The organism is Huintestinicola sp. (assembly GCF_050874005.1).
Classification (GTDB): domain Bacteria; phylum Bacillota; class Clostridia; order Oscillospirales; family Ruminococcaceae; genus Huintestinicola.
Map to the genome: position 1 here is coordinate 14925 of NZ_JBNMJV010000034.1, position 15221 is coordinate 30145.

Genomic DNA, 15221 nt, shown 5'->3' on the forward strand with positions numbered 1-15221 from the left:
TCCCCTGTACACTCTTAAAAAGCAAAAAGACGATTACTATTTATTATTATCCATAATCTCCACAAGCTTATTTTTCAGATCGTTCTCGATCTTACCCAGAGCCTTTTCCGCTTCCGCACGCTGCTGTCTGCCCTCTTTCTGTATCTGGATCGTCTCCTCGATGGTGCTGATAAGATTCTGATTTACCTTTTGCAGAGTTTCAATATCAACAATTCCCCTGTTGGACTCCCTGGCAGTCTCCACCGTGTTTGTTTTAAGAAGCTCCGAATTTTTCAGAAGCATTTTGTTGGTGGTATCCGTTATCTCACGCTGCATTTTTAAAACTCGCTGCTGGTTGTTAAGTCCCATTGCAATAACGAACTGGCTCTTCCATATGGGAATGGTATTGAGCACCGCCGTCTGTATCTTATCCACCAGAACACGGTCGTTATTCTGTATCAGCTTTATCTGCGGCGCTGTCTGAACGGCTATGGTGCGGCTCAGCTCAAGGTCGTATATCTTCTTTTCAAACCTGTCCACCTCGTCCTCAAAATCACGTACAAGCTGTGCGTCCATCGGGTCTCCGCTTGCCTGCGCCTCCGCTCTGAGTTTGGGGATAGTTTCTGTCCTTATCTCTTCCACACGCTCCTTGCCTGCCTCAATATACAGTCCAAGCTCACGGAAACAGTCAAGATTTTGCTTGTACATTATATCAAAAACGCTTATGTCTTTGAGCATATCCATTCTTGCTTTTTCAAGAGCAGCTTCGATCTTGTCTATCTGCACCTCTGCCTTGTTATACCTCTCCGCAAGCTTTTTAAGGCTCTTTACCGCATTTTTTACGCCGGGCAGCTTTGATAATATCCCATTGTCATTTGTAAGCGATGACGGGTCGAGACTGTTTACCTCCACCACAAGGCTTGACAGAAGATCGCCCACCTGTCCCCCGTCCTTTGAACGGACATTGTCAAGTATGGAATCGGTAAATTCCGTAAGCCTGCGCTGTGCGCCGATACCGAACTGCATCGTTGTACCCGAATCCGTAAGATCAATGCTGTCCTTGATCTCGGCAATTTTTGCTTTTTCTTCGGGAGTAAACTCAAGCTGAGTATTTTCCTGCTGCAGCGAAAGAGAAGTATCCTCCGCAGCCTTGATATTTTTTGACTTTGATAAAGTTGCTAAGCTTATTTCAGACATAGCTTATTCCTCCAGTTCTTCCATTATTATCTTCATTACCTTGTAATCGGGCATATTTATAACTGCGTTAAGCTCGGGTGCAATGCCTGCCACCCTGCCGTCTCCGCCCTCCGATGAAATATCGCAGCCGCTTGTGCGGAAGCCGTGCTTTTCCCAGGCAAGCTGCTGTACTTTTTCATCGCAGAGTGCCGCTGCACCCTGTTTTCCCGTTTCGTCAAGGGCTATGTAAATATGGGTAGACCACAGGGTCGGGGTCGGGTATATTATTACGATATCCTCTGCAATTTTTTTATACTGCTCGGGATTTTCCGCCGCATATTCAAGAAGCTGATTTTCGTAGCCTGCAATAATAGGCTTTGCACCTATCCCCGTGCGAATAAACTGATTGAACAGGTCGGAAGATGAGGTCTCCATATATCCCAGATCAGCAAAAATTGATTTAAGCTGCGGCATTATCTCTTTCACGCTTTCCTCGTCAGCAGTTTTGCCGCCGCACAGGACATTCGCAAGAAGCGCCGCAAACATATTGCCCGAATTTGAGCGAACGGGGTCGGTAGTATCCACCGACACATTCCCGTACAGCTCGGGCAGACCTGCCTCCGCCCAGGAAACGCCGCTTGTTATCTTATCCGTAAGCTTTTTCATATCCGCATAGTAAACGCCCTCGGACAGAGTGACCGTTCCGTCTGTCATCAGCGCTTCGGCAACGGCTTTGTGGGAGTAAAGCACTATGGGCGTGTTGAAGATTATCTCATCTGAAACAGGCTCGCCGTGCTGCTCCTTGTAATACTCCAGAGCAGTTCTGCTGGAAGGAAAAAGATAATCCCTTCCCGACTGGTCGGCTGTGACCATATCAAGAGACCCTGCACGGGAATAGTCAAAGGCAATGTGATACTTTTTTGCAAGGATATCCGTTATCTGCTCATCCTCCATAATGCCTATCTTTTCGCCGCCCAGGTAGCCGTTTATTACGGTGACGTCAACAGCTTTGCCGTAGAAATAATATCCCGCCGCACAAGCTATGACAACGATAAGAATAACTGCACCAATGATTTTTGCTTTCATTTGTCCATCTCCATTTTCACCGTTTGCTCCAGAAGCTCTATCTCCGCCTGCATATCGGTAAGCTCGCCACGCATAAGCTTTTCAAACTGACCGCTGAATGCTTTGTTTAAAGTGCCGAGTGCGCTTCGGGTGTCCTTTTTAAGCTGAATTATCTCCGCAGTTTCGATATTTGCGTCCTGCAGACCGATATACTTTGAAAGCAGCTTTGAAGCCGAGTCCTGATAATAGTCGATAAACTGCCTTGCCTGACGAATCTTCAGCGGGTTCTGCTCCAGATATTCTATTATCGCCGCCGAGGTCTCCGCAAGCTTTTCAGCTTCGTCTTTCACCTGCATATCGCCGATCTTCAGGATAGATCTTTTAATGCTGTCATAGTCCTCTTTTGCTTCAAGGAGCTTCTGTTCAAGCTCTGCGCCGTTTTCGATAAAATCAATGTCCATATTTCCGATCCTGCGCTTCGGCTTAGTAACAAGATACAGTCCTGCATACGTTCCGATCGCCACAGGCACGTCAATAAAGACCGACCATTCAAGCAGGAAAAGCAGTATTATGAAAACGGCTCCTGCCGCCGCTGCGGAAATTATGGCTGCAATATTCTGACGAAGATCATTTTTCACCTTAATTATATCCTTTCACGCTTCGGAATGCTCCCGTAAGATCGGTCCTTCCGTCGAAAACTTTGGCATTTGTAAGCTCTGCAAGCTCGTTCAGCTGCCTGTCCTCCGCTTCGCCGAACATTATGGAGAATACGGGAATGTCATATCCGCAGGAATTGTACTTTGCTATAAAATCCTCACGGCTGTCCGATTTTGAAACGCCGTCCGACATAATTATCACCGCAGGGCAGTAATTATTAAGATCATAATTGTCTGCGGCTTCTTCAATGCCCGCTGCTGCAGCCGCATACATATCCGTGCCGCCGCCCGGTTCTTCGGCTGAAATATCGCTGTAAAGCGCTTCAAGCCCCCCGTCGTCGGCGCCCTCCGCAGTATATACCGAGCGCACATCTCCGTCAAATATCACTACGATGTTTACCTCGTCCTCCGCAGCCTGCAGAAAATTTTTCTCTGCATTTTCACGGATAAGTATCTGACCCATTGCCTCAACAAGCTGACTGTTTCCCTCTCCCTTCATACTTCCCGAATAATCAAGGCAGTATATGTTGAGAGACGGCTTGCGGAACGCTGTCTGATAGAGATTAAGTGCTTTCATCAGTGTTTCCTCCGAGGGCATTGTTATGGGCGAGAGAATTTTTTCGGTATCAATTTCCCACTCTGCATTGAAAATATCGCCGTACTGCGAGTAATCCTCGGTAAAGCTTGTACGTCTGCCCGTCTGACGTATCTTTTCCTGTGCTTCATCTGACAGGAGATATTCCTGCACCTCAAGGAAAGCCTTTTCCTTATCTTTGTCGCCGTGGTCGGCATATGCGAGAGGCGAGTCCGCAACGGTCAGACCGTCATAGGGGTAAACTGCGTAAAGCGGCTCTCTGCCCTGTGAAACCAGCTCCTTGTCGGCGGCGATGATAAGGGATTCGTAATTCACCATTGCGTCGTAATTTCCTGCAAGGAACATTTCCTTGAGCCAGTCGGAGCTGCCCGAGCTTCGATCAATTCCCGAAAAAAGCGATGATATATCTTCTTTAAGCCCGGGAGACTCAAGATCATCGGCAGTCAGCGCAGAGGTCTTGCCCGTGAGTGCATAGAGAAAGCCGATATATGCGCTTGCTCCCGAATTGGACTGGGTGGCGCTGGTCATACAGAAGCTGAGTTTTCCCGAATTTACTGCGCTCAGGATATCCTTGACGGAGACATTTCCGTTTGTAAAGCCAAGGCTTTCCGCAAGAGATTTTTTTATTCCGAATACCACAGGCGATGTGGATATGGACTTATCGTGCTTGATGATATGCTGTTCATCGCCAAGTGACAGCCATATGCTTGAAGCGGGCCACACAGCGTCATAATCCTCGGCGCCGTTTTTAAGCTCGTTCATAATATCCACCGAGCCTTTGTAGGTCATTTCAATGCCCACGCCTGTTTTTTTGGAACATTCCGCAAGGATATCCGAAAGCTCCTTGTTTTCGGAGCCGGATAATATCCTGATAGTTTCCTTTTCAAAAACGCCGCCGCCGAAGCTGTTTTCCGAAGCTGTATTTCCGGATGATACGCAGGAAGAAAGTATTCCTGCGGACAATACTGCGGATAGGATAACGCACATTGTTTTTTTCATACAAAAACCGTCCCGTAAAAATTATATTTAACATATTATAAATCCGCAATGTAAAATCGGCAACCGCACATTTGCAAAATCCGTGTAAAATGTCCGGCAGACACTTAACCTTTTATTTACGCTTTCCGTTTTTCTCGGCCAGAAGTATTCCGCAGGCGGCGGCAGTAAGAGGCGCAACGCTTACAAGCCCGAAGCTGCCCACAACCGTATGAACTATCTCGGCGGCAACATATTTGTAATTAAGGATATTTCCCAGAGGAGTGCCCTGAGCCATAAACACCATAAGCAGCGCACAGCAGCTTCCCGAATATGCAAGCAGCAGCGTTGTCGTGATAGTACCCATAGCCGCCCTGCCCACATTCAGACCCGACTTTATTGCCTCCATACGGCTTATGTCCGGCTTTTTCTGTATGACTTCATACACCGCAGATGTTATATCCACCGCCAGGTCCATTACCGCTCCCGAGGAGCCGATAAATATGCTCGCCATAAATATCCTTGTAAGGTTCAGGTCGTTGTAGCCGTTATACAAAAGGCTTTCGGAAAATGACATAACTGCGCCGTGTATTTTGAACATATCCGTAAATATGATTCCCGTGACAGCAGTAGTGATAATGCCTGCTCCCACTCCCAGCGATGCCGCAGCAGTCCGTCTGTCAAATCCGTACACCAGCGAAATTATCATCACCGAAAGCAGCATAACTATAATGCCGCCCGTTATTATTGGGTCGAAGCCTTTGAGATACAGAGGCACAAGGAGCTTCCATATCGACAGCACCGTGACGATAAATGACAGCACCGCCCTTACTCCCGTCTGACCCGCAAATCCCACGAGAAAAACGATAAATACTGCCGCCAGGATAAGCTCGCTGTTAAGGCGGTAATGGTCTACCATTGTCACCGACAGTATCTCGCTGTCACGATAGCTTACAAGTACATATGCCTTGTCACCCTCGGCAAATATCTTATCCTGCTCGAGGGAGCCGTTAAGCAGATTAACAGCCTCGGTCTCCTGTCCTTTGAACAGACCTCCGAGAAGCTTTACTCTGCATAACTGCTCGCCCTGCCTTACAAGTCCCGTGTCGATTATAGCGCTGTTATCGCAGGAAATGACCCTTGCGGCACAGCGGTCGCTGCCCGTATATGTGGCGGCGCCCTCGAAGCCTGTGGGGATAAGCAGCAATATGATTATCAGAAGTGCCGCTGCCATAACAGGCGCATTATATCTTATTTTTTCTGTCATTTGTATATATCCTTTCGGCCATTATTTTTAAAAGCGCCCCCATACATCAGAGTATGAGGACGCTGTGGAGAAGAATTTAAAGAGAGGATTATTTCATTGCTTTACTGAACATTTGTCAGAAGCGCAAGCTTGTCATAAATATCGGTATTGTCGTAATATCCGCCGAACAGCTCCTGACCTGCGCCCTTTGCAAATACTGCAACGGGAAGTCCTGTGTGAGCATATGAACTGAAATTGATGCCCGACTTGTTGTTGAGAATATGTGTAATAGTTACTGTGAGAGGCTCATAGGTGCCGTAAAGGACATATTCCTCATCGGTAAGCTCCTCCTCGCCGCCGCTCATTGACTTGTCATATGCTGCTCTGAGCTTTTCCATTTCCCAGTCGGTAAGAATGAGATTGGGATTTGTCTTGTCGGTTGCATTTTCGGGAGCAACAAGTCCGAAAAGTCTCTGAACGTCCTTCAGCACCTTTTCAAAAGAGGTGTTGTTTTCCTTGTACTTTGTTACATAATCGCTGTCGAATTTTGCGTAGGAGATCTTCTGGTTTTTAAGGTTTGCAAGATATGTATCATAGTTTGTTCCTGCGTAGCCGATAGTGAGACCGCCTGTTTCGTGGTCGCCTGTTACGAGGATAAGGGTCTCGTCGGGGTGCTCATTGTAGAACTCCACTGCCTCCGCAACTGCAAAGCTGAGAGCGGCTGTATCGGAAATTGTTGAGCCTGCGTCGTTTGCGTGGCACGCCCAGTCTATCTTTCCGCCCTCGGCCATCATAAAGAAGCCTGTATCGTTGTCAAGAACTTCAATTCCCTTGTCAACATAATCGGCAAGAGTCCACTCATCTGCCTTGCGGTCCTTGTGGTAGGACATTGAATCGCTGTCAGCAAGAGTTTCTGCAATTACGATGGATTTGCCGTCGTCGGCGGTAAGCTTTTCGGCTTCTGCCTGAGTGGTGATCACATTGTAGCCTGCTTCCTCGGCAACCTTGTAAATATCCTTCTTGTCTCCGTCTGCGCCTGTGGGCTTGAGAAGCGCTCCGCCTGCGAAATAATCAAAATCGCTCTCAACCATTTCAAGACCTATCTCATAGTAATTCTTTCTGCTTGCCTGATGCGCATAATATGCCGCAGGAGTAGCGTGATTGAGGTTTACGGTGGTCACAATGCCGACCTTGTAGCCGTACTGCTCCTTGAGCTTTTCTGAAATAGTCTCATACTCTGTGGTAAAGGTCTCGTCCATATTGATAGTGCCGCTGTATGTCTTGTGACCTGTGGAAAGAGATGTGGCGGTAGATGCGGAGTCGGGGCAGAACGATGTGGAATCGTATGTTGTGGCAGAGCCTGCAACGGGGAAATTCATAAAGTTCAGAACCTTGGTGCTGTCAAGGATATCATTATCGTTCGTATCATTCAGAGCTGAATAATAATCGGCTGTTGCCTGTATCTGAGGATAGCTCATACCGTCGCCGATAAACATAAAGATGTACTTAGGCTTCTTGCCGTTATACTGCGAAGATGAAGCTGCTGTCTTTGCAGAGGTGTTTTCCTTATTGCCGGCTGCGTAAACTGTTCCTACCGTTGCCGTTGCCGCAATCGCAATTGCAGCGACCGCCGCTGCCGCTTTTTTTAAGTTCATCATAAAAACTTTCCTTTCATTTCCGTACCGCAGATATGGTTTGTACGGTTTTCATAATTCATAATTTTCATCTGCAACATTTATTTTATATTCCAATTGTAAAATCTGAAACCGCCGTCTTACAAAATTCTTGTAAAATTTATCAGCCTGAATTTTACAAAAAGATCCGGAATGACATATTATATTTTTTCATAAAACTATTGACTTTTGAACAGTAGTGTGATATTATATTTACATCAAAACTATTATTCATTAAACAGTAGTATGAAAAGGACGTGGTCGGAATGACTAAAAAGCAGTATCTTTCTTCTCTCCGAAACAGCCTGCGCTTTAAGCTTTCCTCCGAGGAGGTTATGGATATTATGGACGATATGGAGGAATGCTTTGAGGCAGGTATTGCCGAGGGTAAGTCAGAGGCGGACATCTGTGAGGGCCTCGGCTCACCCAAAGCGGCGGCGGCTGAGCTTTCCGCAGGACGGAAAATGCTCTGCCCTGCCGCTGTAAGACCTGCGGTATGCATAATGATAGTGCTTATACTGCATTATGCTGCTTTAAATACGCTGTGGGAGCCTTTCATTGCGCTGATCTTTCTGCCTCCGCTTTTACTTCTGATATGCGAGGCGCCCAAAAGCGCTGTAAGAGCCATATGCCGTTATCCTGCGGAACCTTTGCCCTTTATTTTCGCAATGCTTCTTCCCGTGGGCGGGTTTTTCCTGCAATATTTTGTGAAGTTCGGATTTGCCGATGGGAAACTTTCTTCTGCAATTTCTGCGGCGGTCTGCTTCACAAGCATTATGTTCGTTTCAATGGCTATTCTCATTTTTTACTGCATAAAAAGCAGAAATATTGTAGGAGCAGTTCTTGCAGCAGCTGTGAACGTTTTTTTGGCTGTGACCCTCATACGCCTGCCGTCCGCCTCATCAAAATATTCCTTGTCGATACTTGATATGGCGTCTCTCGGGATGATAACAAAAGCGCTGTTTTACATACTGCCTATATCGGCTTTCTGCATTATCCTGCTGTCGGTAACGGATAAAAATGCCTTGAACACAGCCTCGCTGTACCCCGCACTTTTCACCCTTGCATTTAATGACAAGCTGTGGGTAACTGCAAGCCGAATAGACCCCTTACAGCCGAAATTTGACTTTTTCAAGACTATATCGTACTATATCTATCTTATCGTCGGAATTATATGCGGAGTGATCGCACTTGCGTCAATTCTTATGATACGCAGGAAAAGGGCGGCGGCAAATGGATAAGGGACAGATGAAAAAGGGTGTGCTGGAGATGTCAATACTCTACACCCTCACCACAGACGAGCTTTACGGCTACGATATTATGAGGCGGATAACTGAGCTTTTTCCCGAAATAAACGAAAGCACTGTTTACGCTGTTCTCAGGCGGCTCCACGCAGACGGCTGCACCGAATGTTATGTGGGCGAACATTCGGGAGGACCAAAGCGTAAATATTATCGGGTGACTCCAAAGGGTATGGAGGAGCTTCGGAAAATGCTTTCCGAATGGCGTGACATTACGGGGGCAATGGAAAAACTGGGCATAAAATAAAATACGGGCGAGGATATTTTCCACGCCCGTATCATCGTTCTAACTATAAAATATTTTCACTCCTGCCGCAGTGACCGCATTTGCTCCGCCGAATCTTGCCACCAGCCAGACGGCAGACAGCGCAAGTGCAGACACAGCTGCGATAAGAAGAAGTTTTAAAATTATCCCAACCGCTCCTGCAAGAGACGGTCGGTAAAAAATACAGCTTCCCACAGCAATAAGCCCGAATATCCATTCACATACCAGAAGAACAGTCTGAACGGCAAAAAAGATCTCGTTCAGAGGTGCCTCCTCTCCTATGGGGATACCTGACAGATAACCGCTGTGTATCTGCATAACTATGTAAGAAATGATCGCCGCCGCAGCCATAAGACCGCAGTTCTTCCTGAGGCTGAGAAAAGTTCCCATAACCGCACCCCGTTCATAAAAATCGGTTTTGCAAAACTTTATACAGCCGTTAGTTTTTAGTAATTTTTCCGTGAGACCAAGATCAGCTGTTGGGATAACTGCCGATGCCCTTTCCTGTCACGTCCTGCTCGATCTCGTCCAATGTGTATATTCTTGCTTCCTGAGGGCTGATAGGATTATTATTGCTCCACACAGCATATATCACGTCGTTGCCGTCATCAGAGATAACAAAGGCATAGTGTCCCTCAAAATCATCACCCATAAACATTCCTACGGAAAGATCGTCCGAACCTCCCACGGCGTGAGCTGTACCCGAATCGTCACCGATGTATATCTCATTCGGATGTATCATCACTTCATCATAACATTCGGCAACAGTCATCTTGGCAGCGTTGTAAACATTTCTGGCATTGCCCGTGATGACAGCAGCCTTTGCCTGACGGGTATACCCGATGAGCGACGGGACTATTATTGCCGCAAGCGCTCCGATAATTGCAATGACCACAATGATCTCAATAAGCGTGAAGCCCTTTAATCCGCCTTTTTTCATAGCTATCCTCCCCTTTTTACATAATTATACAATATTATCCTTAGAAATATATTAAAATTTCATTACATTGAGATAATATATCTGTTAATATTTATATGCAATTGCCACAAATACTGTGAAATAAGATTAGAAAATTTTACATTTTCGACATAGTTTCTGATTTTATGCACAATGATATAAAACAGCTCCAAATCCTGCCAAAAATTTTACAGCCGTACCCCCTTTAACTTTTGAGAATAATGTGATATAATAAAAAATAGTGAATTCAGCATATCCTGTATGGCAAAGAAAGGATCATCAGAACCTATGTCCGATAATACGATAGAAGGAGCAAAGCCCTTTCGGGGAAAGCTCACCGTACTGCTCCTTACGGCAGCTGTTATTTTTTCGGGCTGCGGACAGTCGCAGGAGCCTGTTTCCCCGAAACTCCCCTCGATAACGGATTACTCCCGTGAGGTGAGCAGCATAAGAAGCTCCGAGACTTCCGAAGATACTGCTGCTTTGAGCGCCGACAGTGAAACCGTTTCCGCAGGCGACGCCGCAAGCAGACAGACCGAAGCAGATACCTCCGCCGAGACCCTGCCTTCCGAAACGGCAGCTGCAGAGCCTTCCGAAACGGAAACTACCGAAAATACTTCTGCTCAGCCCTCCGAAACCAAGATCACGACCTCTGCATCTTCTGCGGAGACCTCCGTTCCCGACCTGACCGAGCTTGCCGAGACCCATTCGGAAGCATCAGCCCCTTCATCGGAAACGGTTGAGACGATCAAGCTGGAGACCGAATGCTCGGTCCCTGCGGCGTCAGCCCCTGTTCCCGATACGACCTATGACTCGGAGTTCTTTTCCTCCGACCTTTTCATCGGAGACTCCATTTCCACGGGCTACTCCCTTTACGGCTTTTTAGACGATAAAAACGTATATGCAAAGGTGGGTCTGAACCCCTCCACAGTTCTCACAAAATCTGTTTCCACCTGCTACGGCGAGATAGGCATTTCCACTATGCTTTCATACACGATGCCAAAACGTGTTTACATAATGCTGGGCTCTAACGGTATCCAGTGGCTCTCTGTGGGAAATATGCTGCAGTCCACCGACACACTTGTGGATCTTATCAAGGAGACCTGCCCCGACTGCGAGGTCGTTATAATAAGCGTTCCTCCCGTTACCGCCGGCTATGACAGCACCGTTGACGATGTGGACGTTATGGCGAAGATAAACGAATATAACACAAGCCTTAGATCCTACTGCACCGCCAACAATATGCTTTTTGTGGACGCTGCTTCAATTCTCAAGGACGAAACCGGATATTTCAACAGCACATACGCCGAGTCTGACGGTATGCACTTCAAATCCTCCGCTTACAAGACTTTGCTTTCAAAGATACAGTCCGATGTGACCGAGTTTGAAGAAGCTAATGCTGAAAAGGCTGAGACTGAAGTGTCCGATGAAGCTGAGTCCGAAACGGAAACAGAAGCCGAAAGTGTAACGGAAGCTCCCGCCGAAAGCGAGACCACGCCTGCTGCCGAAACATTTCTCACACTCCCCGAAACCACGGAGAAAAACAAATGAATAAAATAAACTATCAGAACGAGCTTGACAAAATTCTGAGCGATATCGAGAGAGCGGGAACTGTCCCCTCTCTCCTGCTGCACAGCTGCTGCGCTCCCTGCTCAAGCTATGTTCTTGAATACCTTTCCCGTTATTTTAAAATAACGGTTTTTTATTATAACCCGAACATCTACCCCGAAGAGGAATTTTACAAGCGCCGTGCGGAGCAGGAACGCTTTATAAGCGAACTGCCCGTTAATAATCCCATTGGCTTTATCGGCACCGAGCATATGAGCGATGAATTTTACAAGGCTGTCAAGGGGCTTGAGCATATCCGTGAGGGCGGCGAACGGTGCTTTGCCTGCTATCGTCTGCGGCTGGAAGCCTCTGCCGCCGCTGCAAGGGATATGGGTGCGGATTATTTCACCACTACCCTTTCCATCAGCCCGATGAAAAATGCTCAGAAGCTTAACGAGATAGGCGGAGAGCTGGCGGATAAATACGGCGTGAAATACCTGTTTTCCGATTTCAAGAAAAGAAACGGCTACAAGCGCTCCACCGAGCTTTCAAGAGAATACGGCATTTACAGACAGAATTACTGCGGCTGCGTTTTTTCTCTGAATGAGAGATTTTCCGATAATAACGGTCAAAAATAAAAGACGGACTGTCATCGTAACAGACAGTCCGTCTTTTGCTTTGAAAAATATGTTTTATTATATAGTGAAATATTTGTTCAGTTTTGCTATTGACATTTAGAAACAGTTGTGCTATAATTTATCATACAGCCGCTCTTATATTACCTTTTTACGCTTTGCTTTGGCATCATAAAGTTTGCCGTCAGCCTTATCCATACCCTCTTTTAAGTCATAGCTGTTGGAAACACAACATTCAGCAAGTCCCACAGACATATTGATGAGGTAGGGCTTGCCTGAATTTGCGTTCAGCCGCTCTATGCTCTCCTCCTTGCGGCGGAGAATATCATCACAGCCGATTGATTCCGAGCTTGAAAGAAGCACCGCAAACTCGTCGCCGCCCATTCTGCCGATGACCGCTTTTTCACCGAATATCTCCCTGAGACAATCTGCCAGAGAACGTATGGAGAAGTCGCCCTCCATATGTCCAAATCTGTCGTTTACCATTTTGAGATTATCCATATCGGCGTAGCAGACTATGTATGACCTGCCGATACCGTTGGCACGGACAAGCTCGGACGCCGCAGAATAAAATCCTCTGCGGTTATAGACATTGGTCAGCTCGTCAATGCGTGACATATCTTCAAGGGCAAGATTTTTGCTGTGAAGTTCAATTAACGTCTGCTCTCTGCTCTCAAGAAGATGTACCATTTTTACCACGGAGCTGAGCTGGTATGTGATAAGCTCCAGCTCGTCGAAAAAGTCCACGGAACGTGGCTCGCAGAGTACCATTCCGTACTGGTATTCCTTGCAGAATAGATCCGCCGCTATGAGAGTATGCCGCTTTGAACCGTTAAAGAGCTTATCAGCAAAAATATCCTTGGCGGACATTCGCCGATTATCCTCGGGAATGGAAAAAACATCACGGCCGTATGCATAGCCTGCAAAATAAAAGGATAACTTATTCGCAGGAAAGCGCTCTCCCATATGGTACTCCACAGGCTCGCTGAAAATGTACGAGTAGGACGAGTCAGCACCGATAAGATGCAGAGTTTTGAGCATTTTTGAATAGCTCTCACTCAGATTGTCCCCTATCATCAGAGCGTCACGCAGAACAATATTGTCATAATGAACGGCAAGCTTATGCTTCTCCTCAAGAATATGATAATCCGAAGCGATATCAAGATTTATCCGCTTATAGAAGAAATTGTACAGCCTGCGGATATATGGCTCGTTTTCTGAAAAACATTTTCTCATAAGATAGCGGTAGCCGCTGTCTATAAGCTCGTGGAGGACATTTACGTGGTCAACTATGATGAATTCCTTATTGAAAAACACGTCCACCATATCCGCCACTTCGTTATAATCCTCGGTGTCCGCACGTTTGCTGCCGAAACGGCGGAACATTTCCTCAAAAAAGCTTTTTACAAAATCATACACCGTTTTTCTTTCAAGGCTCAGCGCTCCGCTTTCATAAAGATAGTCACAGACCTTGCCTGCTGTTTCCGAGGGAGTGCCGCTGAAAACCGCATCGGGTGAATTGTAAAGTCCTGCCTGTCCGTAGCTTGACTGTCTGGGGATAAATTCCGTGGGAAGGAAACTGTTATTGTCGGGAACGCCCCGAAGAAAATTCACCGCCTTTTCCACCGCACGCTCACCCAGCTTGTATGCGTCCGCCTTTACCGAAGCCAGAGGCGGCTCAAGCTTGGACGCAAAGGGAAGATCGTCAAATCCGACTACTGCGACCTCCCTGCCGATATGTATGCCTCTGTCGTTCAGCACTTTATATACTGTCTCCGCCATTTTGTCGTTTACGCACAGAACGGCGTCAATTCCCGGATTTCCATCTACAAGCAGGCTTGCTTCTTTATAGATATTTTCGGAAATATCACTTGCCATACAAAGGGCCGGGTCAAAAGGAAGTCCGTTCTTTTTCAGTGCGCTGCGGTATGCCTCAAAACGCTCCGCACATTCGCAGTTGTTCAGGTCACCGTAGAGCATTCCTATGCGCCTTTTGCCCTGCTCCTTTACAAGGTGATCTACAGCCTGCGTTATTCCTGTGCGGTTGTCGAACATAAGATAATCATAGCCATAGATATTCGCCGCCACGCTGAGCACAGGTATGCCGCCAAAGCTGTCAAGATGGCGCTTTTTGCCCTCATTGTCAAGGGGATAGGCTATTGACCCTACTGCCGATATCATATAATCAAGCTTCGCCGCTGCTGCGATATCGAACAGGGCATTGTACTGGTATTCATAGCGGCACTCGTCATAATATGCGCTGTAATCCACGCCGATATATTTCCCGGGGAATATATAAAGATTTACGTCAAACTTCTCTGCTGCGCTCATCGCTCCCCGTGAAAGCTGATAGCTGAAAGGATCTTTTATTGCGGCTACTGCAATGCCGATGTTAAATCTTTTCATAGTTTTCACCCTGACACGTTTACAAATATTATTTATCAGTTTACATTATATCACAAATTTCACTAATATACAATTCGCTTTTTTTGTCAAATTTTCTCGGGTTTTTTGTATATATTTATTACCCCACCTTATAATAACAGAGCTCTTGGCGGAAATATAAAGTCTTTTAAGTTTCTCAAGCTTTTCTATGCCCGTAAGGTCGATATTGCCCGAGCCGCATATATGCAGGGTAGTAAGGCAGGGCAGACGGGAGAGCTTTTCAAAGCTTTCGGGGCATATTTCCTCATTATCAAGCGAAGCATATGAGGACAGCCTGTTATATGAATTTTCTCCGATAGTGAAAAGGGTTTCGGGAACGGTGACGATGGTTTCATCACCTGTGTACGTTTTATGCTTGCTTTGTTTTCCACAATGCTGTATTTCCAGTCCGCTTCGGGAGTTTTTTCTATTGCGGCGGCTTCGGTAAGGCTTGTTTCTGTGGGATTCTCATTATCGGGCAGCTTTTCTCCCGAGCAGGCGCAGAGGGTCAGGGATATTGCTATGGCTATGGCGGATAATTTTCTGTCTTTCATTATTTTTCGTCCTTTCGTCTGATGTTTTTGGACTTTAAGTTTCCCCAAAAAGCAAGTATCAAATCCAAAGGAACAACGTAGGTAAGGGAAAAACGAGCAGAATTTTTTTGAAAAATGGAAAAAAATAGTACAATAAAAGCTCCAATATGGTATAATGTTAATAACCACAAA

At 46.4% G+C, this 15221-nt stretch carries 14 protein-coding genes; 4 read left to right on the forward strand and 10 right to left on the reverse strand.

Annotated features, from left to right (window positions below; genetic code table 11):
• Positions 1–36: 36 nt before the first annotated feature.
• The 6 genes from ACR0QN_RS10850 to ACR0QN_RS10875 form a co-directional block, all read right to left on the reverse strand.
• Positions 37–1176, reverse strand: coding sequence for a toxic anion resistance protein (locus ACR0QN_RS10850; RefSeq protein ID WP_432651237.1), 1140 nt, complete (start codon positions 1174–1176; stop codon positions 37–39).
• A 3-nt stretch (positions 1177–1179) separates the two neighbouring features.
• Positions 1180–2241, reverse strand: coding sequence for a hypothetical protein (locus ACR0QN_RS10855; protein WP_432651238.1), 1062 nt, complete (start codon positions 2239–2241; stop codon positions 1180–1182).
• Positions 2238–2858, reverse strand: coding sequence for a 5-bromo-4-chloroindolyl phosphate hydrolysis family protein (locus ACR0QN_RS10860; RefSeq protein ID WP_432651239.1), 621 nt, complete (start codon positions 2856–2858; stop codon positions 2238–2240). Before ACR0QN_RS10860 ends, ACR0QN_RS10855 begins: the two co-directional genes overlap by 4 nt.
• 1 nt (position 2859) lies before the next feature.
• A complete protein-coding gene (locus tag ACR0QN_RS10865; RefSeq protein ID WP_432651240.1) occupies positions 2860–4470 on the reverse strand; it encodes a substrate-binding domain-containing protein in 1611 nt (536 codons plus the stop codon).
• A 112-nt stretch (positions 4471–4582) separates the two neighbouring features.
• On the reverse strand, positions 4583–5713 hold the full coding sequence (locus ACR0QN_RS10870) for a YibE/F family protein (protein ID WP_432651241.1): 1131 nt from the start codon (positions 5711–5713) through the stop codon (positions 4583–4585).
• 101 nt (positions 5714–5814) lie between these two features.
• The gene (locus tag ACR0QN_RS10875) at positions 5815–7347 is read right to left on the reverse strand and encodes an alkaline phosphatase (RefSeq protein WP_432651250.1); all 1533 of its coding nucleotides are present in this window, start codon (positions 7345–7347) and stop codon (positions 5815–5817) included.
• Between the two features lie 284 nt (positions 7348–7631).
• On the opposite strand from ACR0QN_RS10875, the gene ACR0QN_RS10880 reads away from it, so the two are divergent.
• Together ACR0QN_RS10880 and ACR0QN_RS10885 are read left to right on the forward strand one after the other, a co-directional pair.
• Positions 7632–8606, forward strand: coding sequence for a DUF1700 domain-containing protein (locus ACR0QN_RS10880; protein WP_432651242.1), 975 nt, complete (start codon positions 7632–7634; stop codon positions 8604–8606).
• Entirely contained in the window at positions 8599–8913 is a 315-nt protein-coding gene (locus ACR0QN_RS10885; protein ID WP_432651243.1) for a PadR family transcriptional regulator, read from the forward strand. The genes ACR0QN_RS10880 and ACR0QN_RS10885 overlap by 8 nt, the downstream gene beginning before the upstream one ends.
• A 39-nt stretch (positions 8914–8952) precedes the next feature.
• Here ACR0QN_RS10885 and ACR0QN_RS10890 read toward each other — a convergent pair whose 3' ends face one another.
• Together ACR0QN_RS10890 and ACR0QN_RS10895 are read right to left on the reverse strand one after the other, a co-directional pair.
• Positions 8953–9321: a hypothetical protein gene (locus ACR0QN_RS10890; RefSeq protein WP_432651244.1), complete on the reverse strand. Its 369-nt coding sequence runs from the start codon at positions 9319–9321 to the stop codon at positions 8953–8955.
• A gap of 82 nt (positions 9322–9403) precedes the next feature.
• Complete coding sequence (locus ACR0QN_RS10895) at positions 9404–9871, reverse strand: prepilin-type N-terminal cleavage/methylation domain-containing protein (RefSeq protein WP_432651245.1); 468 nt, start codon at positions 9869–9871, stop codon at positions 9404–9406.
• Between the two features lie 279 nt (positions 9872–10150).
• Here ACR0QN_RS10895 and ACR0QN_RS10900 point away from each other — a divergent pair, with 279 nt between their 5' ends.
• Together ACR0QN_RS10900 and ACR0QN_RS10905 are read left to right on the forward strand one after the other, a co-directional pair.
• Entirely contained in the window at positions 10151–11440 is a 1290-nt protein-coding gene (locus ACR0QN_RS10900; protein WP_432651246.1) for a GDSL-type esterase/lipase family protein, read from the forward strand.
• On the forward strand, positions 11437–12075 hold the full coding sequence (locus ACR0QN_RS10905; RefSeq protein ID WP_432651247.1) for an epoxyqueuosine reductase QueH: 639 nt from the start codon (positions 11437–11439) through the stop codon (positions 12073–12075). Before ACR0QN_RS10900 ends, ACR0QN_RS10905 begins: the two co-directional genes overlap by 4 nt.
• 135 nt (positions 12076–12210) lie before the next feature.
• On the opposite strand, the gene ACR0QN_RS10910 is transcribed toward ACR0QN_RS10905, so the two are convergent.
• Positions 12211–14478 carry a diguanylate cyclase gene (locus ACR0QN_RS10910; RefSeq protein WP_432651248.1) on the reverse strand — a complete coding sequence of 756 codons (2268 nt, stop codon included), beginning with the start codon at positions 14476–14478 and terminating at the stop codon, positions 12211–12213.
• A gap of 185 nt (positions 14479–14663) precedes the next feature.
• Positions 14664–15050, reverse strand: coding sequence for a hypothetical protein (locus ACR0QN_RS10915; RefSeq protein WP_432651249.1), 387 nt, complete (start codon positions 15048–15050; stop codon positions 14664–14666).
• Between the last annotated feature and the right edge of the window lie 171 nt (positions 15051–15221).

Bases quoted from the DNA above. Each gene is read 5' to 3' on its own strand.
- ACR0QN_RS10850 (WP_432651237.1), bottom strand. From the start codon at position 1,176: ATGTCTGAAATAAGCTTAGCAACTTTATCAAAGTCAAAAAATATCAAG.
- ACR0QN_RS10855 (WP_432651238.1), bottom strand. From the start codon at position 2,241: ATGAAAGCAAAAATCATTGGTGCAGTTATTCTTATCGTTGTCATAGCT.
- ACR0QN_RS10865 (WP_432651240.1), bottom strand. From the start codon at position 4,470: ATGAAAAAAACAATGTGCGTTATCCTATCCGCAGTATTGTCCGCAGGA.
- ACR0QN_RS10870 (WP_432651241.1), bottom strand. From the start codon at position 5,713: ATGACAGAAAAAATAAGATATAATGCGCCTGTTATGGCAGCGGCACTT.
- ACR0QN_RS10875 (WP_432651250.1), bottom strand. From the start codon at position 7,347: ATGAACTTAAAAAAAGCGGCAGCGGCGGTCGCTGCAATTGCGATTGCG.
- ACR0QN_RS10880 (WP_432651242.1), top strand. From the start codon at position 7,632: ATGACTAAAAAGCAGTATCTTTCTTCTCTCCGAAACAGCCTGCGCTTT.
- ACR0QN_RS10885 (WP_432651243.1), top strand. From the start codon at position 8,599: ATGGATAAGGGACAGATGAAAAAGGGTGTGCTGGAGATGTCAATACTC.
- ACR0QN_RS10890 (WP_432651244.1), bottom strand. From the start codon at position 9,321: ATGGGAACTTTTCTCAGCCTCAGGAAGAACTGCGGTCTTATGGCTGCG.
- ACR0QN_RS10895 (WP_432651245.1), bottom strand. From the start codon at position 9,871: ATGAAAAAAGGCGGATTAAAGGGCTTCACGCTTATTGAGATCATTGTG.
- ACR0QN_RS10900 (WP_432651246.1), top strand. From the start codon at position 10,151: ATGGCAAAGAAAGGATCATCAGAACCTATGTCCGATAATACGATAGAA.
- ACR0QN_RS10905 (WP_432651247.1), top strand. From the start codon at position 11,437: ATGAATAAAATAAACTATCAGAACGAGCTTGACAAAATTCTGAGCGAT.
- ACR0QN_RS10910 (WP_432651248.1), bottom strand. From the start codon at position 14,478: ATGAAAAGATTTAACATCGGCATTGCAGTAGCCGCAATAAAAGATCCT.
- ACR0QN_RS10915 (WP_432651249.1), bottom strand. From the start codon at position 15,050: ATGAAAGACAGAAAATTATCCGCCATAGCCATAGCAATATCCCTGACC.